The following is a 23,303-nucleotide window of genomic DNA, read 5'->3' as shown; positions in this document are numbered from 1 at the left end:
TCGCCGGACCCTGTGGAGGACCCCCGATGACCCGCAGCCTCGTGATCACGGCCGATGACCTCGGCCGGGAGCCCGGCACCACCGAGGTCGTCCTCGGCCTGCTGGCCGAGGGGCACGTCACCGCGACGACGCTGATCTGCGTCTCCCCGGACGCCGGGCGGGCGGCCGAGCGGGTCAAGGAGCTCGGCGTGCTGCCGCGCCTGCACGTGACGCTCACCAGCGAACGCGACGTGCCGAGTTGGCGGCCGCTCGGCGGCGCGACCAGTCTCGCCGACGCCGACGGCGCCCTCAGCGACGACCCCTTCGTCCTCGGAGCGCGCGGCGAGGCCGCGGACGTCATCCGGGAGGCGGACGCCCAACTGAGCTGGATGCGCGCGCGGGACCTCGCGCCGGTGGCCGCCGACTCCCACGCAGGCACCCTGTACGGGCTGCACGGCCGGTCGTGGCTCACCGAGACGCTCCACTGGTGCGCCCGCCACGGCTTCGCCTTCCGGCTGCCCCGCGACCCGGAGCCGTACGTCGGCGGCCCGCTGCCGCCGCCGCTCGCCGCGGCGCACGAGCGCGCCGTCGCGCTCGCCGACGAACTGGGCGTGGCCATCCCGCGGACGATCGCGACCAACCGCCGGACCGCCTACGAGCTGGGCTCCTACGAACGGCTCCGGGACGACTACCTGCGCCGCCTCGCCGACCTCCCTGAAGGGACGAGCGAACTGTTCCTGCACCCGTCCCGCGAGGACGCGGTCGCCGGGCCTGACGGCGTCGTGCGGGCCTGGGAGGCCCGGCTGCTGCGCGACCCGGCGTGGCACACCGCCCTCGACCGTGAGGGCGTCCGGCTCACCGCAGGCTGGTGGCCCTGACGTCCTCCACCCGCACGCGTTCTGAATGGGGCGCGCCGGGCGCTGGGTGTCACCGCCGTCAGGCGCCCGCCGCGTCGAGACGGGCGAGTTGGTCGGCGGTGAGCCGGACGTCCAGCGCGGGCAGCGCCGCCTCGTACTGTCCGAGCGTGCGCGGGCCGATCAGCGGCACGACCGCCGGTGACGTCTGGTGCTGCAGCCACGCGAGCACCAGCGCGTTCGGTGTCACTCCCACCTCCGCGGCCACCTCGGCGACGGCGGCGAGCCGCGCCTCGGCGTCCGGCCCGACGTACGGCTCCATCACCCCGTGCCCCCGCCGCTTGGCCGTGTCGTCATAGACGCCCTTCAGTATCGGGGAGTACGCGACCAGCGTCAGATCGTCGTGCGCCGCCAGGTAGTCGAGCTGCTCGTCGTCCACGATCGAGACGTGCCGCAGCCCGGCCCGGCGGCGCAGGTAGGAATGCTGCTGCTGGAGCGCGACCGGGGCCGGCCAGCCGTTCGCCGCGCACAGGTGCCGGATGCGCTCCAGCCGCCAGGTCCGCGCGTTCGACCAGCCGATGTAGCGGGCCTTGCCCGCCCGCACGATGCCGGCCAGCGCCTCCAGCGTCTCCTCCAGAGGCGTAGCCCGGTCGTCGACGTGGACGTAGTAGAGGTCGACGTGGTCGGTGCCCAGCCGGCGCAGGCTGCCGTCGATCGCGTCCCGCAGGGTCTTCGCCCCGGCCCCCACGAAGGTCCGGTAGGCCACCTCCCAGTCCGGCCGTCCACCGGCCCAGACCGCGTCCAGGTCGCGCACGACGGCGCTGCCCTTGGTGGCCAGGAACACCCGGTCGCGCCGTCCAGTCCTGGCCAGCCAGCGGCCGATCAGCTCCTCGCTGTGGCCGCCGAGGCTGCCCCGGCGCTCCCACCAGGCGTAGCAGTCGGCGGTGTCCAGGAAGGCGCCGCCCGTCTCGGCGTAGCGGTCCAGGATGGCGAAGGATTCGTCCTCCGGGGTCACCGTACCCATGATCATGCAACCCAGGGCGAGCTGGCTGATCTGTTCGCCGGTGCGGCCAAGCTGCACGGTCTTCATGCGAGTCGCTCCCTTCCTCGGCTCTCAGGTGCCTCGACGCGCACGCTAGGAGCTGGAGCGCGCTCCAGGTCAAGGCCGGGAAAGGCTCGGCATCAGTGGTGCGGAGCGGCGGCGCCGGCCGAGCTGGCTGCGCGGGACGGGAGGAGCAGCGCGGTGACGACCACGACCACGGACAGCGCCGCGCCGATGACGAAGGCCACCCGCATGCCGCTGAGGGTGGCGAGCACGTCGGTGGCCCCCGCCGATCTCAGCGCGTCGGCGCGGGCGCTCATCACGGTGATCACGAGCGCGGTGCCGAAGGCCGCCGCGACCTGCTGGAGCGTGCTCAGGATCGAGCTGCCGTGGGAGTAGAGCCGCGAGGGCACCGCGCCGAGCCCCAGGGTGAACACCGGGGTGAAGATCGCCGCCAGGCTCACCGACAGCAGCGCGTGCAGGCCGAGGATCTGCCAGTAGGGCATGGTCATCGAGACCTGGGTGAAGCCCGTGAGCGCCAGCATGAGCCCGATCGAGCCGGGGATGACGAGCACCCGGCCGCCGAAGGCGTCGAACAGGCGGCCCACGACCGGGCCCAGCAGCCCCATGGCGAGGCCGCCCGGCATCACCAGCAGCCCGGTCTCCAGGGCGCTGAGCCCGCGGACGCTCTGCAGGTAGAGCGGCAGCAGGATCATCGAGCCGAGCATCGCCATGAAGGCCACGGCCATCATGATCAGCCCGACCGTGTAGGTGCGATGGCGCAGGGTGCGCAGGTCCAGCAGCGGGACGCCGCGCTTCTGCAGCGACAGCTGGCGGAGCACGAAGACGGCGATGGTGACCAGCCCGGCCGCCGTGATCGAGGCGGCGACGGGGACGTCACCGCCCTCGAACCGGCTGAGGCCGTAGACCAGGCCGCCGAAGCCGGCCGCGGCGGTGACCACGCTGAACCAGTCGATGTCGCCGGCCTTGGGGGTGCCGACGTTCTCCAACCGCTTCAATCCCCGCCAGGTGATCAGGGCGGCGATGGGCAGCACCACGGCGAACAGCAGGCGCCAGGAGCCGAACTGGAGGATCAGCCCGGAGACCGTCGGCCCCATCGCGGGCGCGACCGAGATGGCCAGGGAGAGGTTGCCCATCACCCGGCCCCGGTCCTCCTCCGGCACCACCTGCATCAGCGTGGTCATCAGCAGGGGCATCATCACGGCGGTCCCGGCCGCCTGGACGATGCGGGCGCCCAGGAGCACCGCGAACGACGGCGCGACGATGGCCAGCGCGGTGCCGGCCAGGAACAGGCCCATCGCGGTGGCGTAGGCGCGGCGGGTGGGCACCCGCTGCAGGAACCACCCCGTGATGGGGATCACCGCGGCCATGGTGAGCATGAAGGCGGTCGAGAGCCACTGCGCCGTCTGCTCGGTGATGTGCAACGCGCCCATCAACTGGGGGATCGCGTTGATCATGATCGTCTCGTTGAGGATGACCACGAACGTGGCGAGCACCAGCAGCCGGATCACCGGTGGTGTGCGTCCCCGGGCATGTGTCTCGGGTCTGGACGGCGGGTCGAGCAGGCGGCTGGACATGGCACCTCGTGAGTCGTCGTGGGTCTTCGGGGGAACGCGGCGAGGACCGGAGCCCCGGCCCTCTTCCGCGCGAGAAGTCATCGTCATGGAAAGGATGACCGTCGCCACCGACAGAATTCGTCGGCCGCGCCCACGATGCGGCATCCCCCGCGCCGTGTCACCCGGTTTTCCGGCCGCGCTCGGCCCCTCCGGCGGTGCCGCCGGGGACGGTGCTCAGCCCCGGCGGTGCCGCCGGGGGCCGGTGCTCAGCGGGCGAGGAGTGCCGCGGCCAGCATGGAGGCGAGCCATTCCGCGTACTCGGCCTCGCTCCACCCGCACACCTCGGTCAGCCGCTCGAAGTTCTCCGTCGAGGTGAGCACGTAGATCTGGGCGGCCGCCCTGGCGGGGTCGAGGCCGGGGCGCAGCGCGCCGAGAGCGTGCAGATGCCGGGCCGGTCCCCCGCTTCCGGTCAGCCGTTCGCGCTCGATCCCGGCCAGCACGTCGCGCAGCCCGGCGTCGGACGGTGACGCGGCGGCCGCGGCGCGCAGGACGCGGTGCACGGGGGTGACGCGCCGGAGGATCGAGGTGGCCATCTCGGCGTAGCGGGCCAGTTTGCGGGCCGGGTCCGGCTCCTCGATGATCGCCCGTACCTCGGGCCGGTCGCTCTGCGGCACGGCCTGGGCGTCTCCGGCGAGCGTGATGTCGTAGACGAGCTTGGCCAGTGCGGGCTTGCCGCCGGGACAGGACGTGTAGAGCGTCTGGACGGCCACGCCGGCGTCCCGCGCGACCTGGGCCATCGTCGTGTCGGCGTACCCCTTCCCGACCATCAGCTCCCGCGCCGCCGTCGCGATCCGCAGCCGGGTCGCCTGCGCGTGTTCGCGGCGCAGGCTGCTGGAGTACGAGCGGCGCTTCCTCGGCTCAGTCATCGCCACCATGCTTCCAGAAATATTGACTGGAACCATGTCTAATGAAAGAGTGCCAATCTATCCAAGTGGAGGCCGCTGATGTCTCTGGCTCTCGCCGCGTCCCGGACGGTGGCCCTGGTACTGGTCGGCCTGTACGCCGGCGGCGTCGTGTTCGTGGTGCTCGCGCCGTCGGTGAGCCGGATGCCCGGGGCCGCGTACATCCGCTACTGGCAGGCGCTCAACGCCGACTACGGCCGGAGCATGCCGCCGCTGCTGCTGGTCAGCGTCGCCGCGCTGCTGGTCGCCGCGGTCCTCTCGTGGCAGCGGGGATGGCTCGTCTTCGGCCTGGGCGCGGCCGCCCTGGTCCTCGTCGTCCTGACGGTCGTCCTGACCGTCGCCGGGCTGGAGCCCCTCAACCAGGTCGCCGGCGCCTGGGATCCCGACGCGCCGCCGGCCGGCTGGGACGAGGTCCGGCAGCGATGGCTCACCCTGCACCTCGTCCGGACGGCGCTGGCCCTCGCGGCGTTCGCCTGCCTCATCGCCGCCCAGCAGGCCGATTGAAGCCGGTTCCGGTGGAACAGGCGTCGATCACGGCCGCTCCGTGAGGCGGCCCGGTGGTCGTGGCGGGTCAGACCTTGACGGGGAAGTGGCCTTCGAGCCCGGTGATGCGCAGCACTCTGGCGACGCGCGGCGGGACGCCGGTCAGGACGAGGGTGACGCCGCGGGCCCGGGCGCGGTTCTGCACGCTGATCAGCACGCTCAGCCCGTCGGCGCCGAAGAAGGTCACCTGGGACAGGTCCAGGACGAGCCTGCCGGTGCTGTAACCCAGGGCGTTGAGCAACTGCTGGCGGAGCCGCGCCGCGGTGAGGATGTCGATGTCGCCCGTCAGGTGGACGAGCGTCGAGGCGCCCGTGCCGCCGAGCGGGACGGTGTCCTTGGTGATCATGAGATCTCCTTCGGATGCTGGAACGGATGAGGCGCGTGCGGGCCGGTCTCTCGTCGTACCTCCTGCGGTCGTGTCGCGGGGACGGGGCGGAACGCGGACGTCGCCGGGCTCCGGCCGGGCGCGTAGCCGCATGTGGTCACTGCCCGCTGGTCCCGCGGGGACGCGGCGAGGCCGGCCCGAGCGGCCGGGGCGAGCGGTGCGAAGGAAGAAAGAAGCGTCGGAACATGGTCGCCTGACCTCGTCCGGGCCGCGATGGGCCGGTAGTGGTTCGCCGGGGCGACGCAGACCTGGAGTCGACGCGCGAAAAATCCTCGGTACCCTCAGCGTACCTCACGACCGGTCATGAGCACCTCCACCCCAGTACGCGGAGGACCGGGCGGGCTACTGGAGCCCGCCGCGCACGGACGTGATGCGCTGGGTGTTGAAGCCGAGCCAGTGCATCCGGCCCACGTAGCGGGCGTGCTCCACCTTGACGCAGCGATCCATGATCACGGTCAGGCCGCCGTCCTCGGCGATCGCGGCGCCTTCCTCGTCGACCACGCCGAACTGGGTCCACAGGGCGCCCGCCCCGATCGACACCGCTTCCCGCGCGATGCCCGGCAGCGCGGGCGGCGCGCGGAAGACGTTCACGAGGTCGACCGGCACGGGCACGTCGAGCAGGCTCGGGTAGCTGGTCTCGCCCAGGATCTCCGGCTCGCGGGGGTTCACCGGGATCACCCGGTAGCCGTGACGCCTGAGGTAGTAGCCGACGAAGTAGCTGGCCCGCAGCTCGTTGTTCGACAGCCCCACGACGGCGATCGTCTTGGCGGAGTGGAGCACGCGCTGGATCGTCAGCGGGTCCTGGTAGCGGTCGGGGACGTTCACGCCGTGGCCGCCTTCCTGCCCGTGGTGGCCGCGACCCGGGCGAAGCCCTGCTCCAGGTCCCAGATGAGGTCGTCGACGGATTCGAGGCCCACCGACAGCCGCACCGTGCCGGGCCCGACGCCGGCCGCCCGCAGTTCGTCGTCGCCGAGCTGGCGGTGGGTCGTGCTGGCCGGGTGGATGACCAGGCTCTTGGCGTCGCCGACGTTCGCCAGGTGGGACCAGAGCGTCAGGCCGCCGATGAGGCCCTGCCCGCCGGCCCGCCCGCCGGCGCAGTCGAAGGAGAACACCGCCCCGGCGCCGCGCGGCAGGTACTTGTCCGCCAGCGGCCGGTATCGGCTCTCCGGCAGGCCGGCGTACGTCACGTTGGACGCCAGCTCGTGCGCCTCCAGGAACGCCGCGACCGCCCGGGCGTTGGCGACATGGCGGTCCATCCGCAGCGAGAGCGTCTCCAGCCCCTGCAGGAACAGGAAGGCGTTGAACGGCGAGAGCGCCGCGCCGAGGTCGCGCAGGGTCTCGGCGCGGAGCTTCATCAGATAGCCGTACATGCCGAACGTCTCGTGGAAGCGTAGGCCGTGGTAGGCGGGCGACGGGTCCGCGATCACCGGGAAGCGCCCGTTGGACCAGTCGAACGTGCCGGCCTCGACGACGACGCCGCCGATGCTGGTGCCGTGGCCGCCGATGAACTTGGTGGCCGAGTGGATCACGATGTCGGCGCCCCACTCGATCGGGCGGCACAGGTACGGGGTCGCGAACGTGTTGTCGACGATCAGCGGCAGCTCGTGCTCGTGCGCGATGGCCGCCACGGTCTCGATGTCGAGCACGTTGCCCGCCGGGTTGCCGATCGTCTCGCCGAAGAACGCCTTGGTCCGCGGCGTGACCGCCTGCCGCCAGGCGTCGGGGTCGTCCGGGTCGACCCAGGTGAGCTCCACGTTCAGCTTGCGCAGCAGGTGCTTGAGCTGGTTCACCGTCCCGCCGTAGAGCGCCGAGGACGACACCACGTGGTCGCCCGGCTCCAGCAGCGTGAACAGGGCGGCCGCCTGCGCGGCGATCCCGCTGGCGAACGCGACCGCGCCGCTGCCGCCCTCGAGGTTCGCCACCCGCTCCTCGAACACCGCGACGGTCGGGTTCATGATGCGCGAGTAGGTGTTGCCGTACTCCTGCAGGTTGAAGTAGGCCGCCGCGGACTCCGGGTCCTCGAAGACGTAGCTGGTCGTCTGGAAGATCGGCACCGCGCGGGCGCCCGTGTTGGGGTCGGGCCGCTGCCCGGCGTGCAGCTGCCGGGTGTCGAACCCGAACGCGCGGGCCTGCTCGGCCCGGGGGAGATGATCGGTCACGAAAGCCTCTTCCATGTCACGCGGCCAGGAACCGCCGGATGATGGGCGTCTGTCGCGCTTCCTCCAGCAGGAAGCAGTCATGACCGTACGGCGCGTCGATCACCTGGAGCTCGACCGGCTTGCCGAGGGCGCGCAGCGCCTGCTCCACCTCCCGCGACGCCGACGGCGGATAGAGCCAGTCGGAGCTGAAGGCGATCAGCAGCGTGCGCGCCGAGACGCCTTCGAGCGCCCGCGCGAGCGATCCGCCGCCGTGCTGCCGCGCGAGGTCGAAGTAGGTCAGCGCGCGCGAGGTGTAGAGGTAGGTGTTGGCGTCGAAGCGCTTGACGAACGAGGCGGCCTGGTGGCGCAGGTAGCTCTCCACCTCGAACTCCGGCTCGGTGATCGTGTAGCGCAGGTCGTCGGCGAACTGCAGCCGCCGGCCGAACTTGTCGTCCAGCGCCGGCGCGGACAGATAGGTGATGTGGCCGACCATCCGCGCCACCCCCATGCCGGCGTCGGGCGCCCGGCCGGTGCCGTGGTAGCGGCCGCCCTGCCACGCAGGGTCGCGCATGATCGCGTCACGCGCTATCGCGTTCCAGGCCACGCCCTGCGGGTGGAGCGCGTGCGTGCTGGCGATCGCCACCACGGCGTCGACCTGGCCGGGGTAGAGGATCGCCCACTCCAGCGCCTGCATCCCGCCGAGCGAGCCGCCGGCCACCGCCGCGAGCCGCTCGATGCCGAGGACGTCCAGGAACGCGCGCTGGGTCCGCACCATGTCCGCGACCGTGATCACCGGGAAGTCCGGCCCGTACGGCTCGCCCGTCGCCGGGTCGATCGACGACGGGCCGGTGGTGCCGCGGCAGCCGCCGAGCAGGTTGGTCGCGACGACGAAGAAGCGGTCGGTGTCGAACGCCTTGCCGGGCCCGATCATGCCGTCCCACCAGCCGAGCCCCTGGCCGCGCCCGCCGTCGCGCTCCTCGGCGCCGAACCCGTCGCGGGCGCTCTCCGTGGCCGGCGCCTTCGACAGGCCGGCCGCGTGGGCGTCGCCGCTGAGCGCGTGGCACACCAGGATCACGTTGTCGCGCTCGGGGGAGAGCGTGCCGTACGTCTCGTACGCGACGCGGACGGGGTGCAGCTCCCGGCCGCAGTCGAGCTGTACCGGCCGGGGGAGGTCGAGGTGCCGCGTCTCCACGACGCCGACGCTGCCGGCTGGGCTTGCGGGGATCGCCGGGGCTGGCTGGGACATGGGGCCCATGGTAGCCACCACGGCCTGTGTATGGTCAAATACCTATCGGTATTCCATGAAGCCGGAAGGGGTGCGACATGACCACGGCCGCCAACGGAGTGAACGTGCAGGCGCTGCTGGACGCGCGCGAGGCGCTCAAGGGCTCGCCCGAGGCCGCGCAGTTCGTGTGGCGGGCGACCACCAAGTGGCGCAACGGCGTCCACAGCACCACGACGGTCAAGGAGTACTTCGGCCTCGGCCAGGAGCAGAGCCACAAGACCGAGACAGTGTTCGACGCCGACCACCCCGAGGTGTTCGCGGCCGAGGACAACGGCATCACGCCGATCGAGTACCTCCTCGTCGGCCTGGCGAGCTGCCTGACCGCGGGCGTGGCGTCCGTCGCGCAGAACCGCGGCATCCAGCTCCGCTCCGTCGAGGCGACGCTGGAGGGCGCCCACGACATCCGCGGCATCCTCGGCGCCGACAGCGACGTGCGCAACGGCTTCAACGGCATCAAGGTGACCTTCACCATCGACGCCGACGCCTCCAAGCAGGAGATCGAGGCCCTGGTGGCGCAGTCCCAGAAGCGCTCCGCCGTGTTCGACGCCCTCACCAACCCGACGGACGTCACCGTCGAGGTCGCCTGAGAGGCCGGACGATCATCGAGCGCTTCACCGCAGTCGTCGTCGGAGCGGGGCACGCGGGCCTCGCCGCGAGCCACTTCCTCACGGAACGGTCCATCGATCACGTCGTGCTCGAACGCGGCGAGGTGGCCAACTCCTGGCGGCGCGAACGCTGGGACTCCTTCCGGCTGCTGACCCCCAACTGGCAGACCCGCCTGCCGGGCCTGTCCTACGAGGGCCCGGACCCCGACGGCTACATGACCATGGACGAGGTCACCGGCTTCGTCGAGCGCTTCGCCGCCGTCTCGCGCGCGCCCGTCAGGACCCGTACCGAGGTCACGTCCGTACGGCCCGCCGCCGACGGCTACCACGTGACGACGAGCCGCGGCGAGATCGGCTGCCGGACGGTGGTCATCGCGAGCGGGGCCTGCAACCGGCCGGTGGTGCCGCCCTTCCACGAGGCGGTGCCCTCGTCGGTCGAGCAGCTCACGCCGTTCGACTACCGCGAACCCGGTCAGCTCCCCGACGGCGGCGTGCTCGTCGTCGGGGCGTCCGCGACCGGCGTCCAGCTGGCCGCCGAGCTGCGGCGGTCGGGCCGGCCGGTGATCCTCTCGGTGGGGGAGCACGTGCGGCTGCCCCGCACCTACCGGGGGCGCGACGTGCTGTGGTGGATGGACGCCTCGGGTGTGTGGGACCAGCGCTACGACGAGGTCGACGACCTGACGCGGGCCCGGCGGCTGCCGTCCCCGCAGCTCGTCGGCACCCCGGAGCGCGCGACCCTCGATCTCAACGCGCTCACCGCCATGGGCGTGGAGCTCGTAGGCCGGTGGGCGGCCGTCCGCGACGGCCGGGCGCTGTTCTCCGGCGGCCTGCGCAACGTGTTCTCCCTCGCGGACCTCAAGATGGAGCGCCTGCTCGGCACGTTCGACGAGTGGGCCGCGGCGACCGGCCGCGACGCCGAGGTGGGCCCGCCCGAGCGGTTCGCGCCGACCGCCGTGCCCGCGTCGGCGCGGCTCCAGCTCGACCTGCGCGGCGGGGAGATCCGCTCGATCGTGTGGGCGACGGGGTTCCGCCCCGACTACGGGTGGCTCGACGTGCCCGTGGTCGACGAGAAGGGCCGGCTGCGCCACGACGGCGGCGTGGTGGACGGCCCGGGGATGTACGCGCTGGGGCTGCCGGTGCTGCGGCGGCGCAGGTCCACGTTCATCCACGGCATCGAGTCCGACGCTCGCGAGGTGATCGACCATCTCGCGCGATATGTGGCTCAAGGCAGTAATATCCGGAAATAACGGATGTGCCGGGCCGGACGGCCCCATCCCGCACGCCGTCCTCTACATGCCGGTGACCCCCGGAAATGGGTGTCACCCCTGATGGCGCGCCGGTGAAGTCCCCGCCAGAATGAAGAGTGAGCGTTGTCGCGGGCACGAGAGGAGAAACCGTGGAACTCACGCACCACACCATCCCCGGCACCGGCACCGTGCACCACGGCGACACCCTGCGGGGCGACCACCTCGCCGTCGTCGTCACGCAGACGGGACGCACCCTCCTGCTCTACGACCAGGCCGACCCCGACACCCCGGCGCACACCCTGCGGCTCGACCAGCGGGAGGCCGACCAGCTCGCCGACCTGCTGCACAGCCGCCCCGCCGCTGACCGGCTGGCCGAGGTGGAGCGGCGCCTGGCCGCCGTCGAGCAGCGCCTGGCCGCCTGACGCCCCCGAGGGGCGCCGCCCCTTGTCACGGTTCCGGCATCACACGCGCGTATCAGATTCGTCACCGTTGCGGCGATCACCCTTGCCCGCGACCGCGCCGCGCCCCGAAGGTCGGGGCAACGGGATGAGGGGGATCGATGCGCGTGCCGCTGATCGTCGTGCGGGCGTTCAGCGAGCCGCTGCTCCTCCTGGCCGCGTTCGGGTCGATCCTCCTGGCGACCACCACGCTCGTGGCGCTGACGATGTACGTCTCCTCCATCGGGGACGCAGGCGTCCGCCGGGTGCTGGAGACGGCCCCGTACCGCGAGACCACCACCACGGTCAGCGCCCTGGTCACCGCCGAGACCTTCCAGCGGTACGACCGCGCCGTGCGTGACGATCTCACCACGGTCCACACCACGCTCCCCGCCCTCACCACCAGCCTGCGCTCCGACTCGTACGTCATGCCGGGCCAGGGTGGCGACAAGCAGCCCGAACTGCTCCGGTTCGCCAGCCACGACGGCCTCTCCCGGCACGGCCGGTTGGTCTCGGGCCGCTGGCCCGCCACCGGCGGACCCGTGGTCGAGACGGTGATCTCGCAGCCGGCGGCGGCGGCCACCGGGTTCGCACCCGGGCGCGAGTTCGTCACCGAGGGGCGGCTCGACCGCATCCCGGTCACGGTGCGCGTCGTCGGCGTCTTCCGGCTCGACGACCCCGCGCACGGGCGCTGGGCGGGGGAGGAACTGCTGAGCAGGGGCGTCGAGCACGGCGACTACACCACGTACGGCCCGCTGATCGTCGCCGAGGAGACGTTCCTCGCGCGCTTCGCCACCAACGTGCGGGCCACCTGGACGGCGGAGCCGGACTTCGCCGCGCTGACGGTCGAGCGGCTGCGCCCGCTGGCGGCGGACATCGAGCGCACCCGCGAGCGGCTGGCGGCGGCCGGCTGCGTGAACTGCCTGACCGCCGGCCGCCTGCCTGGCCTGCTCACCCAGCTCGCCACCGCCTCCCTGGTGGCCAGATCCACGATGCTCATCCCGGTGCTGCAGGTGCTGACGTTGGCCGCGTACGCGCTGATCCTGACCGCGCGGCTGCTCGCCGACCACCGCCGCATGGAGGTGGCGCTGCTGCGCTCGCGCGGGGCGGGCACGCTGCGCCTGACGGCGCTGGCGGCGGGCGAGGCGCTGCTGGTCGCGGTCCCGTGCGCGGTCGTCGCGCCGTTCCTCGGCCCGCCGCTGCTCGCGCTGGTCCATCAGCTGCCGTGGATCAGGAGCTCCGGGGTGAGCCTCGCGCCGCCGGTCGATCCCGCCGCGTTCCTCGTGTCGTCCGGCGTGGCCCTGGGCGCCGCCGCGCTCCTGGCCCTGCCGTCCCTGGCGGGTACGCGGCGCACGTACGTGGAGGAGCAGTCGGCGCGCGGCCGCGGGGTGCGCGGGCTGATCGAGAAGGCGGGCGCGGACCTGGCGCTGCTGGCGGTGGCCGCGCTGGCGGTCTGGCAGCTGCGGCGCTACGGCGCGCCGGTCACGGCGACGGCGGCGGGCGGGCTCGGCATCGACCCGCTCATCGTCTCCGGCCCGGCGCTGGCCCTGCTCGCGGGCGGCATGCTGGGCGTGCGGCTGGTGCCGCGCGTGTCACGGCTGGCCGAGCGGCTGACGTCCCGGCGGCCCACGCTCGCCCCCGCGCTGGGAACGTGGCAGGTCAGCAGGAGGCCGCTCACGTACGCGGGCCCCGCGCTGCTGCTCACCATGGCCGTCGCGATCGGCATCCTGTCCATGGCCACCGTCTCCACCTGGCGGGCCTCGCAGCTCGACCAGGCCGCCCACCAGGCGGGCGCCGACCTGCGCCTGTCCGGGCCGTCCGCCGGGTCCGAGCTCGGCGCGCTCGGCCGGGGCACGGCGTTCACCGCGCTGCCCGGCGTCACCGCGGCCTCCCCCGGGCTGCGCCGGCAGACGGAGGTGAACGGCGAGCCGGCGCTGCTGCTCGGGCTCGACGCCGCCGCGCTCGGCGAACTGTTCGACCTGCGGCCCGACCTGTCGGCGCAGCCGGTCGCGCGGCTGGCGCGGGCCCTGCCCGGCGACCTGGCGGGCAGGCTGGAGCTGCCCGGACGGCCGCGCACGCTCACCGTACGGGTCGAGGCCCCGGCTCCCGCGCCGGCGCGGCTCGTGCTGTCGGACGCCCTGGGCGTGTGGATCGATCTGCCGCTCGGCGAGCTGCGGGCGGGCGGCAACCGGATCGAACTCGATCTGGCGGTGACCGCCGGGCGGGCCGGGAGGATCACGTACCCGCTGGCGGTGCGCGGCCTGGTCGCGGATCCGGCGGCCGGGCTGAGACTCGCCGGGCTGGGCGCGGACGGAGGGGACGTGCCGGTGCCCCCGGCCTTCGCGGCGCGACGGGAGCCCGGACCGCTGCCCGTCGTGCTCACCGCCGGCCTGGCCGCCTCCCTCAAGCTGGAGGCCGGGCAGACCGGGCCCGCCACCGTCGCCGGCCGGGTGGTGCCGGTCACCGTGGCCGGCGTGGTGGCGAGCATGCCGACGAGCGCCCCCGGCCAGCAGGCGCTGCTCGCCGACTGGGAGACGCTGCAGGCCCGCGAACTGGCCGCGGCGCAGCCGCCCTTGCCGGCGGCCGAATGGTGGCTCGCCGCCCGCGACACCGCGCCGGCCAGGGAGATCCTGCGCGCGAACCCCCAATGGGACGTGACCGTGACCGACCGGCGGGAGCTGTCCGTGAAGCTGCGGGACGACCCGCTGGCCGGCGGGCTGCAGGGGGCGCTGATCCTGGGCTTCGCCGGGGCGCTGGGCTTCGCGCTGCTCGGGTTCCTGGCGAACGCCGTGGTCGCGGCGCGGGAACGCGGGGCCGAGTTCGCCGTCCTGCGGGCCCTCGGGGCCGGCCCCCGCCAGTTGTTCGGGCTGCTGGCGACGGAGCAGGCCTTCGTCGTCGGGCTGTCGCTGGCGACCGGGACCGGGCTCGCCGTGGCCGTCGGCAACCTGGTCGTCCCGCACCTCGTCCTGACCGGGCAGGCGTCGGCGGTCACGCCGGGCGTGCTGCTGCACATCCCGCCGGCGGCCACGGCCGCGATGCTGGCGCTGGTCGCGGGGATGCTGCTGGCGATCGTCGCCGGGCTGGCCTGGCGCCTGCGGCGCGCGCGGACCCTGGAGGAGCGGTGAGGATCCCTCTGGGCGCCCGGGCGCACGCCGGCACGGCGGCCCTGCTCGCCGTGCTGACCGTGGCCGCCTGCCTGCTCCTGTCCGGGATTCCCCGTACCACGCAGGCGTCCTTCGACGAGGCGCTGCGCCGCGCGCTGGTCGCGGCCCCCGCCGTCGAGACCGACCTGACGGTGGTCGGCGAGGTGGCCCTGCGCGAGGGGGAGCTGCGCGAGCGCGCGCAGTTCGAGGCCGCGGACCGGCGCTGGCGCGGGTTCCTGCCGGCGGCGCTGCGTCCCCTGATCCGGCCCGGCGGCCACATGAGCGCCAAGACCGTCAGCACCCCTGTCACCGGCAGCCGCGGCACCACGTTCGTCAATCTCGGCTGGCTGTCCGACGCCGACCGCCGGGTGGACTGGACAGCAGGCCGCCGGCCCGGCGCGCCGTCCACGACCAGCGTCGCGGGCACGACCGTCCCGGTGATCGAGGTGGGTGTCGCCGAGGAGGCCACGCGCGCGATGGGCCTGCGGGTCGGCCAGACCCGGGCGCTGGGCGACAGCACGCACACCGTGGTGCGGATCGTCGGCGTCTACAGGGCCGTGGACCCGGGCGACCGCGCGTGGAGCCACGACCATGACATCCTGCACGTCAGCCACGTCGTGTCACCGCTCGGGCCGGAGGAGTTCCACACCACGACGCTGATGTCCGACGAAGGGCTGGCCGGGCTCAGGAGCAGCGGGCGCAACCTGACCTACCGCTGGATCCTGCCCCTCGACGAACGGGCCGTGAGCGCGCAGGACGTGCCGGACGTCGGCGCGGCCGTCGCCGAGTTCAAGCGGTGGCCGGAGTTCGAGAGGACCGGCACCACCAGCTACCGAGTGATCACCGGGCTTCCCCCGCTGCTCGGCGACTTCCAGGGCGCGCTGTCGGCCGCGCGGACGGTGATGTACCTGACCCTCGGCGGGCTGCTCGCGGTCGCGCTCGGCGTGATCGCGCTGGGGGTGCGGCTGCTGACCGACCGGATGGAGCACACCCTGGCCGTGGCCCGGGCGCGCGGCGGATCGCTGCGGCAGGTGGCCGCGGCCGGGGCCGCGCTGACCGCGGTCGCGGTCGGGCCGGCCGCTCTGGCGGGGTACGCGCTGGCGTTCCTCCTGCCGGGTCCCGTGTCGCCGGTCGTCCATGCCGGGCCGGCGCTGGTGGTCGTCGTCGCCGTGGCCTACGCCGTGACCCGGGTGGTGCGCGCCCATCGCACGCCGCTGCCGGAACGCCGCGACGACCTGGTGGCCGCCCGGCCGTCGGCGCGGCGGGTGACGGCGGAGGCGCTGGCCGTCGTGCTCGCCCTGGCCGGGGTGTACCTGCTGCGGGCCCGGGGGCTGTCCGGCGACGCGGGGCAGGACCCGTTCCTGCTGCTGATCCCCGTCCTGCTCACGGTCGCGGCCGCGCTGATCACCATGCGCTGCTACCCGTACCCGCTGCGGCTGCTCGTCCGGCTGACGCGGGGCGGCCGGGCGGCCGTGCCGTTCCTGGGACTGACGAGGGCGGCCAGGGCGCGCTCCACCGGCGCGCTGCCGGTGCTGATCCTGCTGCCGGCGCTGAGCGTGTCGGTGTTCGCCGCGACGATCGCGGAGGGGATCGCCGCCACGCAGCGGGCCGCCTCCTGGCAGAAGGTGGGCGCGCCGATCAAGCTGACGTCGGACGTGGACATCCCCGCCGACGCCATCGCCCGGGTACGCGACGCCCCCGGGGTCGATCAGGTGGCGCTCGCGCTCACGGGACGGGCGCAGATCACGGCGACGGGGGAGCGGCCCCTGGCCATCGCGGTGGAACTGGAGCAGTGGCGGCAGGTCGTCGGCGACGCGCCCGTCGACCTGCCCGCGCTGTCGGGGAGCGCCTCCGCGCTGCTCTCGCCCGCCCTGGGAGAGCGGGGCACCTTCGAGATCATGTGGCTCGCTCCGGCGAAGCTGACCACGCAGGGCCTGATCGACTCGCTGCCGGGATTCGACCCCGGCGGGCAGTTCCTCCTCATGCCCCGGGAGGCGCTGCCCTGGCCCGCCGCGAACACCCTGCTGATCAAGGGCGACGTCGCGCCCGCCGACCTGGCGCGGCTGGTCCCGTCGGCCACCGTGGAGACCCAGGAGCAGGCCCTGGCCGCCATCCGGGCCGACCCGCTCACCGGCACCGTCCGCACGACGCTGCTCGTGGTGACGGTGGCGCTCGGCCTGTACGCGCTGGTCGCGATCGCCCTGTCCCTGGTCGTCGGGGCGCCCGAGCGGGCCAGGACGGTGTCGCTGCTGCGCACGCTCGGGCTGTCCGACCGGCAGGCCGTACGGCTGACCCTGCTGGAGTCGCTGCCCCTGACCGTCATCACGGCGCTGGCGGGCCTGGCTCTGGGCCTGGGGCTGCCCGCCGCTCTGGGGCCGGGCGTGGACATGTCCTCCTACGCCGGCGGCCTGCCCGTCGGCGACTTCTCACCGAGCCCGCTCACGCCTGTGGCGCTGACGGCCGGGCTGGTCCTGTGCGCGCTGGCCTGCGCGCACGCACACCAGGCCGCCGTCCGCCGGCGCGACCTCGGCGCCGTCCTGCGGGTGGGGGACAGGGCCTGAACCCGGCCCCCCACCGCGCGGGTCAGCGGGTGTGACGGTCGGGGAGCATGTCGTCGTCGGGGATGTCGGCCGCGACGCGCTGGGTCGCCTGGGCGCCCGTCACCCCGGCCCAGCGCAGCAGGGTCGCGGTGGCCGCCTGGCGCTCGGCCTCCGGCAGGCGGGAGATGTTCGCCCCGTGGTTGGCCCCCGGCGCGACGTACACGTAGGAGTCGTTACGACTCGGCGTGAACCGCTCCGCGCTCCACGGGTCGTTCTCGCCGTAGACGAACATCATCCGGCTCGACTGCTTGCGCACCCAGTGGTCGACGTCCAGCATCGGACGCGGGTCGTGGTGGGAGCGCAGTTCCCTGGGGATGACCGAGTTGGGCTGGTAGAGCCCGGGGTAACGGATCAGGCCGCGCAGGTGGCCGAACTTCAGCGCGGGCCAGCCGAGCTGGGTGGCGGCCTGGTAGTAGTACGGGACGTAGTAGGCGATGCCCTGGTCGGTGTAGAACGAGAAGCCGGCGACCGAGTCGATCCAGTCGTAGATCTCGTCGTCGGTGGCCGTGGCGGGCGGCACGCTCGTGCACTGGCTCACGTCGGAGTACTGCCAGAAGGCCCACACCGCGTCCAGCACGGTCATCTCGAACGACCGGTCGGCGCTGCCGAGCGACTGGGTGAAGGTGTAGCCGTTGCGCGCGGCCTCGTCCTCGAACCTGGCCACCAGCCTGTCGCGCCGCTTGAGCGCCTCCTTCTGGACGCCCTCCAGCGCGGCCCGGCAGTCGGCGTCGCCCACCTGCTCGAAGAACGCGTCGTAGGCGCGGTCGGCCGGGTTGACCCGGTCGTTCGGCGCGACGTAGGCGACCACGCCGTCCACGTCGCCGGGGTAGAAGCGGCGGTGGTAGACGGAGGTCATGCCGCCCTTGCTGGCGCCGGTCTGGATCCACTTGCCGCTGTAGACGGTCTTGAGCGCCTGGACGATGCGGTGCTCGTCGCTGGCCTCCTGCCAGATGTCGAGCTTGCTCCAGTCGGCCGGGTCCGGCCGCGAGGTGCGAAAGAACCGGTGCTCGACCGAGACCTGGTTGGCGCCGAGCAGCCGCGTCGGCTCGGTCTGGGAGGCGGTCGGGTTGACGGGCAGGCCGTAGCCGCCGGTGTAGAGCACCACGGGGGCGTCGTCGGACCGGTGCAGCAGGGTGAAGCGCTGCTGGAACGTGCCCTTGTGGGGGCGGCGGTGGTCCACCGGCTGGGCGAGGGTGAGGACGAAGAAGCGCATGCCGCTCGGCCGGGTCTCGGAGACGACGGTCAGGCCGGGGATGGCGGTGAGCTTGTCCAGCAGCGGGTCGGCGGTGGTCGTGGCGGCCGCGGGTGCGGCCGTGGCGGCCGTGGCGGCCGAGGCCGGCTGGGAGATCACGCCGGTGACGATCAAGGCGAGGGCGAGGGCGGCGGGTGCCAGCCGGGTGCGGGGGGGCATGCTTCTCCTGACGATGCTGAATGATCGTGATTAGAGCCAGACCGTCCTACTTATATCGATTTGCCGGTTGAGGCGCGACCCGTCACTCCACTCCGCACGGCCACACTCCGCACGGCCACCGCGTCACCTCCCGGCCGGGACGTCCGCCGGGCGCGCGTCCCCGGTGTCAGGCCCACAGGGCCAGCACCACGAGGCCCAGCCCCAGCACCAGATCGAGGACCAGGCAGAACTCGGCCATCGACACCGCCACCACCTGCCTGGCCCGCAGCACCAGCAGATCCTGCGCGGCGTGCCCGATCAGCGCCGCCGCGACCAGCAGACCGCCGGCCTGCGCGGGCAGGGACAGCGCCAGCACGGCCGCCCCGCCGAAGACCGCCATGGCCGGCACCTGCAGCGCGATCAGCGCCGGCTTGCGCGGCAGGCCCCCCGCCAGCCCGAGCAGGATCAGGGTGACCGCGCCGCCGACCAGCCCCGGCCAGGGCTCGGCCGGGAGCAGGTTCAGCACCGGCCACGCCACCAGGGAGACGGCGAACAGCACCCAGGCCGAGCCCGGCCTGTCGAGCACGGCCGCGGCCAGGTAGATGAACGCGGCCGCGAAGACGACGAACGCCGATCCGCGGCCGTCGCCCCCGCCTGCGAGGCTCACGGCGGCGAAGACGAGCCCGAGCAGGGTCGGCCAGCGATGGACGACGGAAGGCAGCGGGCGGGGGAGCGTCGGCTTCTCGATCATGCGGCCAAGACTCCCCGGGCCGGCCGCCGTCGTCCCCTCCCGTACGCCCCCGCTGTCCGAAAACTTGGTGAGCCGGTCCTTCCGCCCGGCACTCGGATCCTGGCCCGCCGCGGCGCCGCTCGCCCGTACGCTTCGCGGGAGCGTTCCGCGCCTCCCTCGGTGCGGAGCCGGGACGGCCCGGGTGACCGTCTACGGTGGATGGCGGGTAAACCTCGGGAAGGCGTGCGTGGTGAAGAGCGATGACGACGGAATGCTGGGTGGCCTGCTGGAGGTCAACCATCTGTCCGTGATGGAGGAACTGCCGGCCCGGATCGCCGAGCACGCGCGGCAGGCGGGGTTCGGGCAGACCGTCGTCTACGTCACCGATCTTCAGCAGCAGCACCTCGTACCGCTGCCGGGACAGGGTGACGCGCACGGCGAGCCGCCGAAGCTGATCCGCATCGACGGCACCGTGCCGGGGCGCGCCTTCCGCGACGTGGAGATCGTCCGCGCCCGGCGCGCGAGCGGCGCGGCGGCCGGTGAGGGGACGCGATGGTGGGTGCCGCTGCTGGACGGCACCGAGCGGGTGGGGGTGCTCGGCGTGGACGTGACGCCCGGCACGCGGGCCGCGGAACCGCTCGCCAGGCGGATGGCGTCCCTGGCGTCCCTGGTGGCGCTGCTCGTGGTCAGCAAGCGTCCGCACAGCGACTCCCACGCCCGGGCGGTACGGGTCCGGCCGATGAGCCTGTCGGCCGAGGTGCTGTGGAACCTGCTTCCCCCGGGGACCATGGCCAACGACAGGGTGGTGGTCAGCGCCGCGCTGGAGCCCGCCTACGAGGTGGGCGGCGACGCCTACGACTTCGCCGTCGACGGCGACACCCTGTACGTGTCGATCTTCGACGCGATGGGACACGACACCTCCGCGGGGCTGACCGCCACCATCGCCGTGGGCGCCTGCCGCAACAGCCGCCGCAAGGGCGACGACCTGCCCGCGACGAGCGAGGCCATCGACGCGGCGATCGCCGATCACTTCACCGGGCGCTTCGTCACCGCCCTCCTGGCCGCTCTCGACCTGCGGACGGGCCGGCTGACCTGGGTCAACCGAGGTCACCCCCCGCCGCTGCTGATCCGCAACGGCCGGCGGGTCACCGCTCTGGACAGCAAACCCGATCCCCCGATGGGGATCAGGCTCCCGATCGGCACCGGCCTGCTGAGCCACCGGCTCGAACCGGGGGACCGGCTGCTCTTCTACACCGACGGCGTGGTCGACGCGCCGAGCCCGGACGGGGAGGCTTTCGGGCTGGAGCGCTTCATCGACTTCGTGGTCCGCCGCGAGGCGGACGGCGTGTCGGCCCCGGAGACGCTGCGCCGGCTCATCCAGAACCTCCTCGAATACCATCGCGGGCTGCTCCAGGACGACGCCACCGTGCTGACGGTCGAGTGGTGCGGCCAGCGGCACCGGAGCCTCACCCTGTGACGTCCCCGGCCCCTGCCCGCACCGCGACCGCCGGTCGGCACGCGGACCGGCGTTTCGGCGGACGAGATCGGCGGACGAGATCGGTGGATGGGGTTTAGTGGACGGGACAGAGGATAGAGTGAAGGGAATCGGTCCCGGCCTTCAGCAGTGAGGGAACGCGCCCGATGCCTACATCGGAGCTGGACATCGATCCCGACCTGTTCGCCCTTCCCCCCTCGACGGCCTTCTCGCGACTGTCGATCACCACGACCCCCGGCGCGAAGCCGGGAACCCTCACGATCAGAGCCCGCGGAGAGATCGAGACCCTCACCGTCGCCGCCCTGCGGCACGCCGTCGTCGACGGCCTGCGCCGTCACCAGCCCGCCCGCATCGAGCTCGACCTGTCCGCCGTCGTCTTCTTCGACGCGCGCGGGGTCAGCACCCTGCTGGTGAGCCGGCAGGACACCGAGCGGCTGGGCTGCCGGCTCACCGTCGTCGACGCCAGCCGGATCGTCCGCCGCGTCCTGGACATCGTGGGGCTGCTGGAATGGTCCGGTCTCCCGTCCTCCTACGTGCCCTCGCCGCGCGCCGCGTCGCCCAGCGGCTGACCGATCCGGCGCCCCGCCAGTTCCCCGGTGTGCACCAGATGCCGGGCGATGTCGGCCAGCCTGGTGTTGGTCTCCTGGCTCGCGCTGACCAGTAACGTGAACGCCTGGTCGGCGGTGAGCCGGTGACGCTCCATGAGGATGCCCTTGGCCTGGCCGATGAGGTCACGCATGGCGACGGCCCGGCTCAGGTGCTCCTCCTGCTGGGCGCCGGACATGGCGACCGCGGCGTGCGCGGCGAACAGCAGGCCCACGTGCTCGGACTCGTCGCCGAAGGCGTCCGGGCGGCCGGCGTAGAGGTTGAGCGCGCCGAGGTTGTCCTCGTGGACGTACAGCTGGAACGACAGCATGCTCGCCACGCCGAGACCCCGCGCCCTCTCGACGAACGCGGGCCAGCGACGCTCGGCGCTCATGTCGGACACCCGCACCGTGCGCTCCAGATAGATGGCGTCCAGGCAGGGGCCCTGGCCGGTCTCGTACTGGGCCCGGTCGGCCTCCCGGACCACCTCGTCGGTGGAGGCCTTGGTCTCCACCGTTCTGCGCCGCCGTACGACGGTCACCCCCGCGTGCTCCGCGCCCGCGATCGTGTCGACCCCAGCCCGTACGATGGCGTCCAGCGTCTCCTGCACCCCGGCGCCCTCCCGCAGATGGCGGGCGAGCTCGCTCAGCTTGACGGCCAGCCGGTCGGCGGACGCCTGACCCCGGTAGTCCGCGGACGGCTGCCCGCGCTCCCCCCTGTGTTCGCTGTCGTCCGGCATCCCGTACCGCCTCCCTTCACGTTGTCCCCTACCCAAGAGAACCGATCCACCCGGGAAAAACGCCGCCGCGGGCCCGGTGAGGGCGGCCGGGCGGCATGACGGGACAAGCGCTGTGGCACGGCGTCGGAGCCGGCCCGCCGGCTGACCGCCCGTCACCTCGGCGGAGGCGAGCCTTCCCCCTCGTAGAAGGGCATGCGTGCGGCGTGCGGCGTGTCCAGCTCGCCGATCAGCAAGGCCACCCCGATCTCGCCCTTGTGGAGGCTGTCGGGCCGCTGCGCGGCTTCGAGCACCCGCGTCGCCGCGTGCGCGGCGAGCGTCTCGGCGCGAGCCAGCCAGAGCGCGTCCCCGGTCATGGCGTGCTGACCGAGCAGCGCGTACGCGCGACCGGCGAGACCGCAGCACAGGTCGGCGGGTCCCGGCAGCGGCGCCTCGCAGGCGGCCCACGCCGCCCCCCGGGCCCATTCCTCGTACCGGGGCTCGCCGGTGAGCGTGCGGGCCAGCCACCACAGGGGCACCAGCCCGGTGCCGCCGTTGCACCAGCTCGCTCCCATGAGCGGGTCCGGCCGGGGGCCGCCCGCCCTGAAGGGCCAGAGCAGGCCGCGGCCCGCCGGGTGGGCGAGCGCCCCCAGCTGGTCGAGGAGGCCGGGGACCTCTCCGGCGAGTGGCGTGGAGGACGCCCGCGCCCAGCGCAGGAGGGCGAACAGGCAGCCTGCCCAGCCGTGGGCGGCGCCCAGGGCCCGGAGCCGCTGACCGTGCGCGATGGGTGGAGCGCAGGCGAGTTCGGACCGTACCGAGTCGCTGAGACGCGCCCCCAGGGACCGCAGCCCGCCGTCCAAAGGGGAGCCGGCGCACTCTTCCAGCAGGGTCGCGCAGCCGAGCAGCAGCCCTGACCGGCCGAAGGCGACGTCGAGCTCGGGGCAGGGAGCGGACGCCGCGCGCAGGAACGCTTCCAGCGCGGCGTCCCGCGACCCCGCGTCGCCGCGCGCCCGGGCGATGAGAGCCCGCACGCAGTGGACGCCGCTGACCTGGTGGTAGAGCGAGGCGCCGCCGGTGAGGGCGGGGACGATGCCGAGGCTCTCGTTGACGAACGCCTCCTCGCCCGCCGCCGCGGCTCTCACCGCCCAGGCGTCGGCGAGCGCGAGCAGGTGCCCGTCACCGCGCCTCTGGGCGATCCGCAGCAGGGCGTAGGCGAAGCCGGCGGCGCCGTTCGTGACGGACGCCGTCGGCGGCTCAAGAGGGGCGTCGAACAGCGGGCCGGGCACGTCGAGCCGGGAGAGCACGCGGTCGAGCAGCTTCCCGCCCCCGCCCGGCCTCGCCACGGGCGCCGCCGCCCTGTCGGAGGCCGCGGCGGCCCGCAGCGACCGCAGCAGGCCGGCGAGCGAGGGGTAGCGGTCGTCCGGGTCCTTCGACAGGGCGCGGCGCAGGACGCGCTCGGTCGCCGGCAGGCGCGCCGGACCCTGCGCGGAGAACGGCAGCGGCGGTTCGTCGCGCACCTGGCGCAGCATGTGCTCGGGATGCAGGGAGAACGCGTGGGTGTGGGCGCCGGTCAGCATGAGGTAGACCAGCG

General features: G+C 73.6%; 20 protein-coding genes. 9 read left to right on the top strand and 11 right to left on the bottom strand.

Annotated elements, in window-relative coordinates:
* The first annotated feature begins 26 nt into the window (after positions 1 to 26).
* Positions 27 to 857 carry a carbohydrate deacetylase gene (locus OUY22_RS04850; RefSeq protein ID WP_270153517.1) on the top strand — a complete coding sequence of 277 codons (831 nt, stop codon included), beginning with the start codon at positions 27 to 29 and terminating at the stop codon, positions 855 to 857.
* A 58-nt stretch (positions 858 to 915) separates the two neighbouring features.
* Here OUY22_RS04850 and OUY22_RS04845 read toward each other — a convergent pair whose 3' ends face one another.
* From OUY22_RS04845 to OUY22_RS04835, 3 genes are all read right to left on the bottom strand, one after another.
* A complete protein-coding gene (locus OUY22_RS04845) occupies positions 916 to 1,923 on the bottom strand; it encodes an aldo/keto reductase (RefSeq protein WP_270153516.1) in 1,008 nt (335 codons plus the stop codon).
* Positions 1,924 to 2,015: 92 nt separating this feature from the next.
* Complete coding sequence (locus OUY22_RS04840; RefSeq protein ID WP_270153515.1) at positions 2,016 to 3,473, bottom strand: MDR family MFS transporter; 1,458 nt, start codon at positions 3,471 to 3,473, stop codon at positions 2,016 to 2,018.
* Positions 3,474 to 3,718: 245 nt separating this feature from the next.
* Positions 3,719 to 4,378: a TetR/AcrR family transcriptional regulator gene (locus OUY22_RS04835; RefSeq protein ID WP_270153514.1), complete on the bottom strand. Its 660-nt coding sequence runs from the start codon at positions 4,376 to 4,378 to the stop codon at positions 3,719 to 3,721.
* 78 nt (positions 4,379 to 4,456) lie between these two features.
* Here OUY22_RS04835 and OUY22_RS04830 point away from each other — a divergent pair, with 78 nt between their 5' ends.
* The gene (locus OUY22_RS04830; RefSeq protein WP_270153513.1) at positions 4,457 to 4,918 is read left to right on the top strand and encodes an anthrone oxygenase family protein; all 462 of its coding nucleotides are present in this window, start codon (positions 4,457 to 4,459) and stop codon (positions 4,916 to 4,918) included.
* A gap of 67 nt (positions 4,919 to 4,985) precedes the next feature.
* On the opposite strand, the gene OUY22_RS04825 is transcribed toward OUY22_RS04830, so the two are convergent.
* The 4 genes from OUY22_RS04825 to metX all read right to left on the bottom strand — a co-directional run bounded on the left by OUY22_RS04825 (position 4,986) and on the right by metX (position 8,726).
* Positions 4,986 to 5,303, bottom strand: a complete 318-nt coding sequence (locus OUY22_RS04825) for an STAS domain-containing protein (RefSeq protein WP_270153512.1) — start codon at positions 5,301 to 5,303, stop codon at positions 4,986 to 4,988.
* A 381-nt stretch (positions 5,304 to 5,684) separates the two neighbouring features.
* Positions 5,685 to 6,167 (bottom strand): CoA-binding protein, encoded by a 483-nt coding sequence (locus OUY22_RS04820; protein ID WP_270153511.1) that lies wholly within the window; start codon positions 6,165 to 6,167, stop codon positions 5,685 to 5,687.
* The gene (locus OUY22_RS04815) at positions 6,164 to 7,501 is read right to left on the bottom strand and encodes an O-acetylhomoserine aminocarboxypropyltransferase/cysteine synthase family protein (RefSeq protein ID WP_270153510.1); all 1,338 of its coding nucleotides are present in this window, start codon (positions 7,499 to 7,501) and stop codon (positions 6,164 to 6,166) included. Before OUY22_RS04815 ends, OUY22_RS04820 begins: the two co-directional genes overlap by 4 nt.
* A gap of 16 nt (positions 7,502 to 7,517) precedes the next feature.
* Positions 7,518 to 8,726, bottom strand: coding sequence for a homoserine O-acetyltransferase MetX (gene metX, locus OUY22_RS04810; RefSeq protein ID WP_270153509.1), 1,209 nt, complete (start codon positions 8,724 to 8,726; stop codon positions 7,518 to 7,520).
* 77 nt (positions 8,727 to 8,803) lie between these two features.
* Between metX and OUY22_RS04805 the strand changes: the two genes are divergently transcribed.
* From OUY22_RS04805 to OUY22_RS04785, 5 genes are all read left to right on the top strand, one after another.
* Positions 8,804 to 9,352: an OsmC family protein gene (locus OUY22_RS04805; protein WP_270153508.1), complete on the top strand. Its 549-nt coding sequence runs from the start codon at positions 8,804 to 8,806 to the stop codon at positions 9,350 to 9,352.
* The gene (locus OUY22_RS04800; protein WP_270153577.1) at positions 9,349 to 10,617 is read left to right on the top strand and encodes an NAD(P)-binding domain-containing protein; all 1,269 of its coding nucleotides are present in this window, start codon (positions 9,349 to 9,351) and stop codon (positions 10,615 to 10,617) included. The genes OUY22_RS04805 and OUY22_RS04800 overlap by 4 nt, the downstream gene beginning before the upstream one ends.
* Positions 10,618 to 10,766: 149 nt before the next feature.
* Entirely contained in the window at positions 10,767 to 11,039 is a 273-nt protein-coding gene (locus OUY22_RS04795) for a hypothetical protein (RefSeq protein ID WP_270153507.1), read from the top strand.
* A gap of 137 nt (positions 11,040 to 11,176) precedes the next feature.
* Positions 11,177 to 14,179, top strand: coding sequence for an ABC transporter permease (locus tag OUY22_RS04790; protein ID WP_270153506.1), 3,003 nt, complete (start codon positions 11,177 to 11,179; stop codon positions 14,177 to 14,179).
* On the top strand, positions 14,176 to 16,758 hold the full coding sequence (locus OUY22_RS04785) for an FtsX-like permease family protein (protein ID WP_270153505.1): 2,583 nt from the start codon (positions 14,176 to 14,178) through the stop codon (positions 16,756 to 16,758). Before OUY22_RS04790 ends, OUY22_RS04785 begins: the two co-directional genes overlap by 4 nt.
* A gap of 22 nt (positions 16,759 to 16,780) precedes the next feature.
* Here OUY22_RS04785 and OUY22_RS04780 read toward each other — a convergent pair whose 3' ends face one another.
* Both OUY22_RS04780 and OUY22_RS04775 read right to left on the bottom strand, forming a co-directional pair.
* A complete protein-coding gene (locus tag OUY22_RS04780; RefSeq protein WP_270153504.1) occupies positions 16,781 to 18,208 on the bottom strand; it encodes a S28 family serine protease in 1,428 nt (475 codons plus the stop codon).
* Positions 18,209 to 18,374: 166 nt separating this feature from the next.
* Positions 18,375 to 18,938, bottom strand: coding sequence for a hypothetical protein (locus OUY22_RS04775; protein WP_270153503.1), 564 nt, complete (start codon positions 18,936 to 18,938; stop codon positions 18,375 to 18,377).
* Positions 18,939 to 19,164: 226 nt separating this feature from the next.
* On the opposite strand from OUY22_RS04775, the gene OUY22_RS04770 reads away from it, so the two are divergent.
* Together OUY22_RS04770 and OUY22_RS04765 are read left to right on the top strand one after the other, a co-directional pair.
* Positions 19,165 to 20,394 (top strand): PP2C family protein-serine/threonine phosphatase, encoded by a 1,230-nt coding sequence (locus OUY22_RS04770; protein ID WP_333486597.1) that lies wholly within the window; start codon positions 19,165 to 19,167, stop codon positions 20,392 to 20,394.
* A 164-nt stretch (positions 20,395 to 20,558) separates the two neighbouring features.
* The gene (locus tag OUY22_RS04765) at positions 20,559 to 20,981 is read left to right on the top strand and encodes an STAS domain-containing protein (protein ID WP_270153501.1); all 423 of its coding nucleotides are present in this window, start codon (positions 20,559 to 20,561) and stop codon (positions 20,979 to 20,981) included.
* Here the strand turns inward: OUY22_RS04765 and OUY22_RS04760 are convergent.
* Together OUY22_RS04760 and OUY22_RS04755 are read right to left on the bottom strand one after the other, a co-directional pair.
* On the bottom strand, positions 20,942 to 21,736 hold the full coding sequence (locus OUY22_RS04760; protein ID WP_270153499.1) for a GAF and ANTAR domain-containing protein: 795 nt from the start codon (positions 21,734 to 21,736) through the stop codon (positions 20,942 to 20,944). The two genes, OUY22_RS04765 and OUY22_RS04760, sit on opposite strands and share 40 nt — an antisense overlap.
* Positions 21,737 to 21,888: 152 nt before the next feature.
* The coding region (locus OUY22_RS04755; protein WP_333486596.1) for a lanthionine synthetase LanC family protein at positions 21,889 to 23,303 on the bottom strand (1,415 nt) is incomplete at its 5' end.

The organism is Nonomuraea corallina (assembly GCF_027620315.1).
GTDB classification, from domain to species: domain Bacteria; phylum Actinomycetota; class Actinomycetes; order Streptosporangiales; family Streptosporangiaceae; genus Nonomuraea; species Nonomuraea corallina.
The sequence above is the reverse complement of the archived record's forward strand: the minus strand, read 5'-3'. Positions and strand labels throughout refer to the sequence as shown.

Excerpts from the sequence above, each read along its gene's own strand:
- OUY22_RS04845 (WP_270153516.1), bottom strand. The coding sequence starts at position 1,923 with ATGAAGACCGTGCAGCTTGGCCGCACCGGCGAACAGATCAGCCAGCTC.
- OUY22_RS04790 (WP_270153506.1), top strand. The coding sequence starts at position 11,177 with ATGCGCGTGCCGCTGATCGTCGTGCGGGCGTTCAGCGAGCCGCTGCTC.
- OUY22_RS04765 (WP_270153501.1), top strand. The coding sequence starts at position 20,559 with ATGCCTACATCGGAGCTGGACATCGATCCCGACCTGTTCGCCCTTCCC.
- OUY22_RS04805 (WP_270153508.1), top strand. The coding sequence starts at position 8,804 with ATGACCACGGCCGCCAACGGAGTGAACGTGCAGGCGCTGCTGGACGCG.
- OUY22_RS04850 (WP_270153517.1), top strand. The coding sequence starts at position 27 with ATGACCCGCAGCCTCGTGATCACGGCCGATGACCTCGGCCGGGAGCCC.
- OUY22_RS04760 (WP_270153499.1), bottom strand. The coding sequence starts at position 21,736 with ATGCCGGACGACAGCGAACACAGGGGGGAGCGCGGGCAGCCGTCCGCG.
- metX (WP_270153509.1), bottom strand. The coding sequence starts at position 8,726 with ATGTCCCAGCCAGCCCCGGCGATCCCCGCAAGCCCAGCCGGCAGCGTC.
- OUY22_RS04830 (WP_270153513.1), top strand. The coding sequence starts at position 4,457 with ATGTCTCTGGCTCTCGCCGCGTCCCGGACGGTGGCCCTGGTACTGGTC.
- OUY22_RS04825 (WP_270153512.1), bottom strand. The coding sequence starts at position 5,303 with ATGATCACCAAGGACACCGTCCCGCTCGGCGGCACGGGCGCCTCGACG.
- OUY22_RS04780 (WP_270153504.1), bottom strand. The coding sequence starts at position 18,208 with ATGCCCCCCCGCACCCGGCTGGCACCCGCCGCCCTCGCCCTCGCCTTG.
- OUY22_RS04835 (WP_270153514.1), bottom strand. The coding sequence starts at position 4,378 with ATGACTGAGCCGAGGAAGCGCCGCTCGTACTCCAGCAGCCTGCGCCGC.
- OUY22_RS04840 (WP_270153515.1), bottom strand. The coding sequence starts at position 3,473 with ATGTCCAGCCGCCTGCTCGACCCGCCGTCCAGACCCGAGACACATGCC.
- OUY22_RS04775 (WP_270153503.1), bottom strand. The coding sequence starts at position 18,938 with ATGATCGAGAAGCCGACGCTCCCCCGCCCGCTGCCTTCCGTCGTCCAT.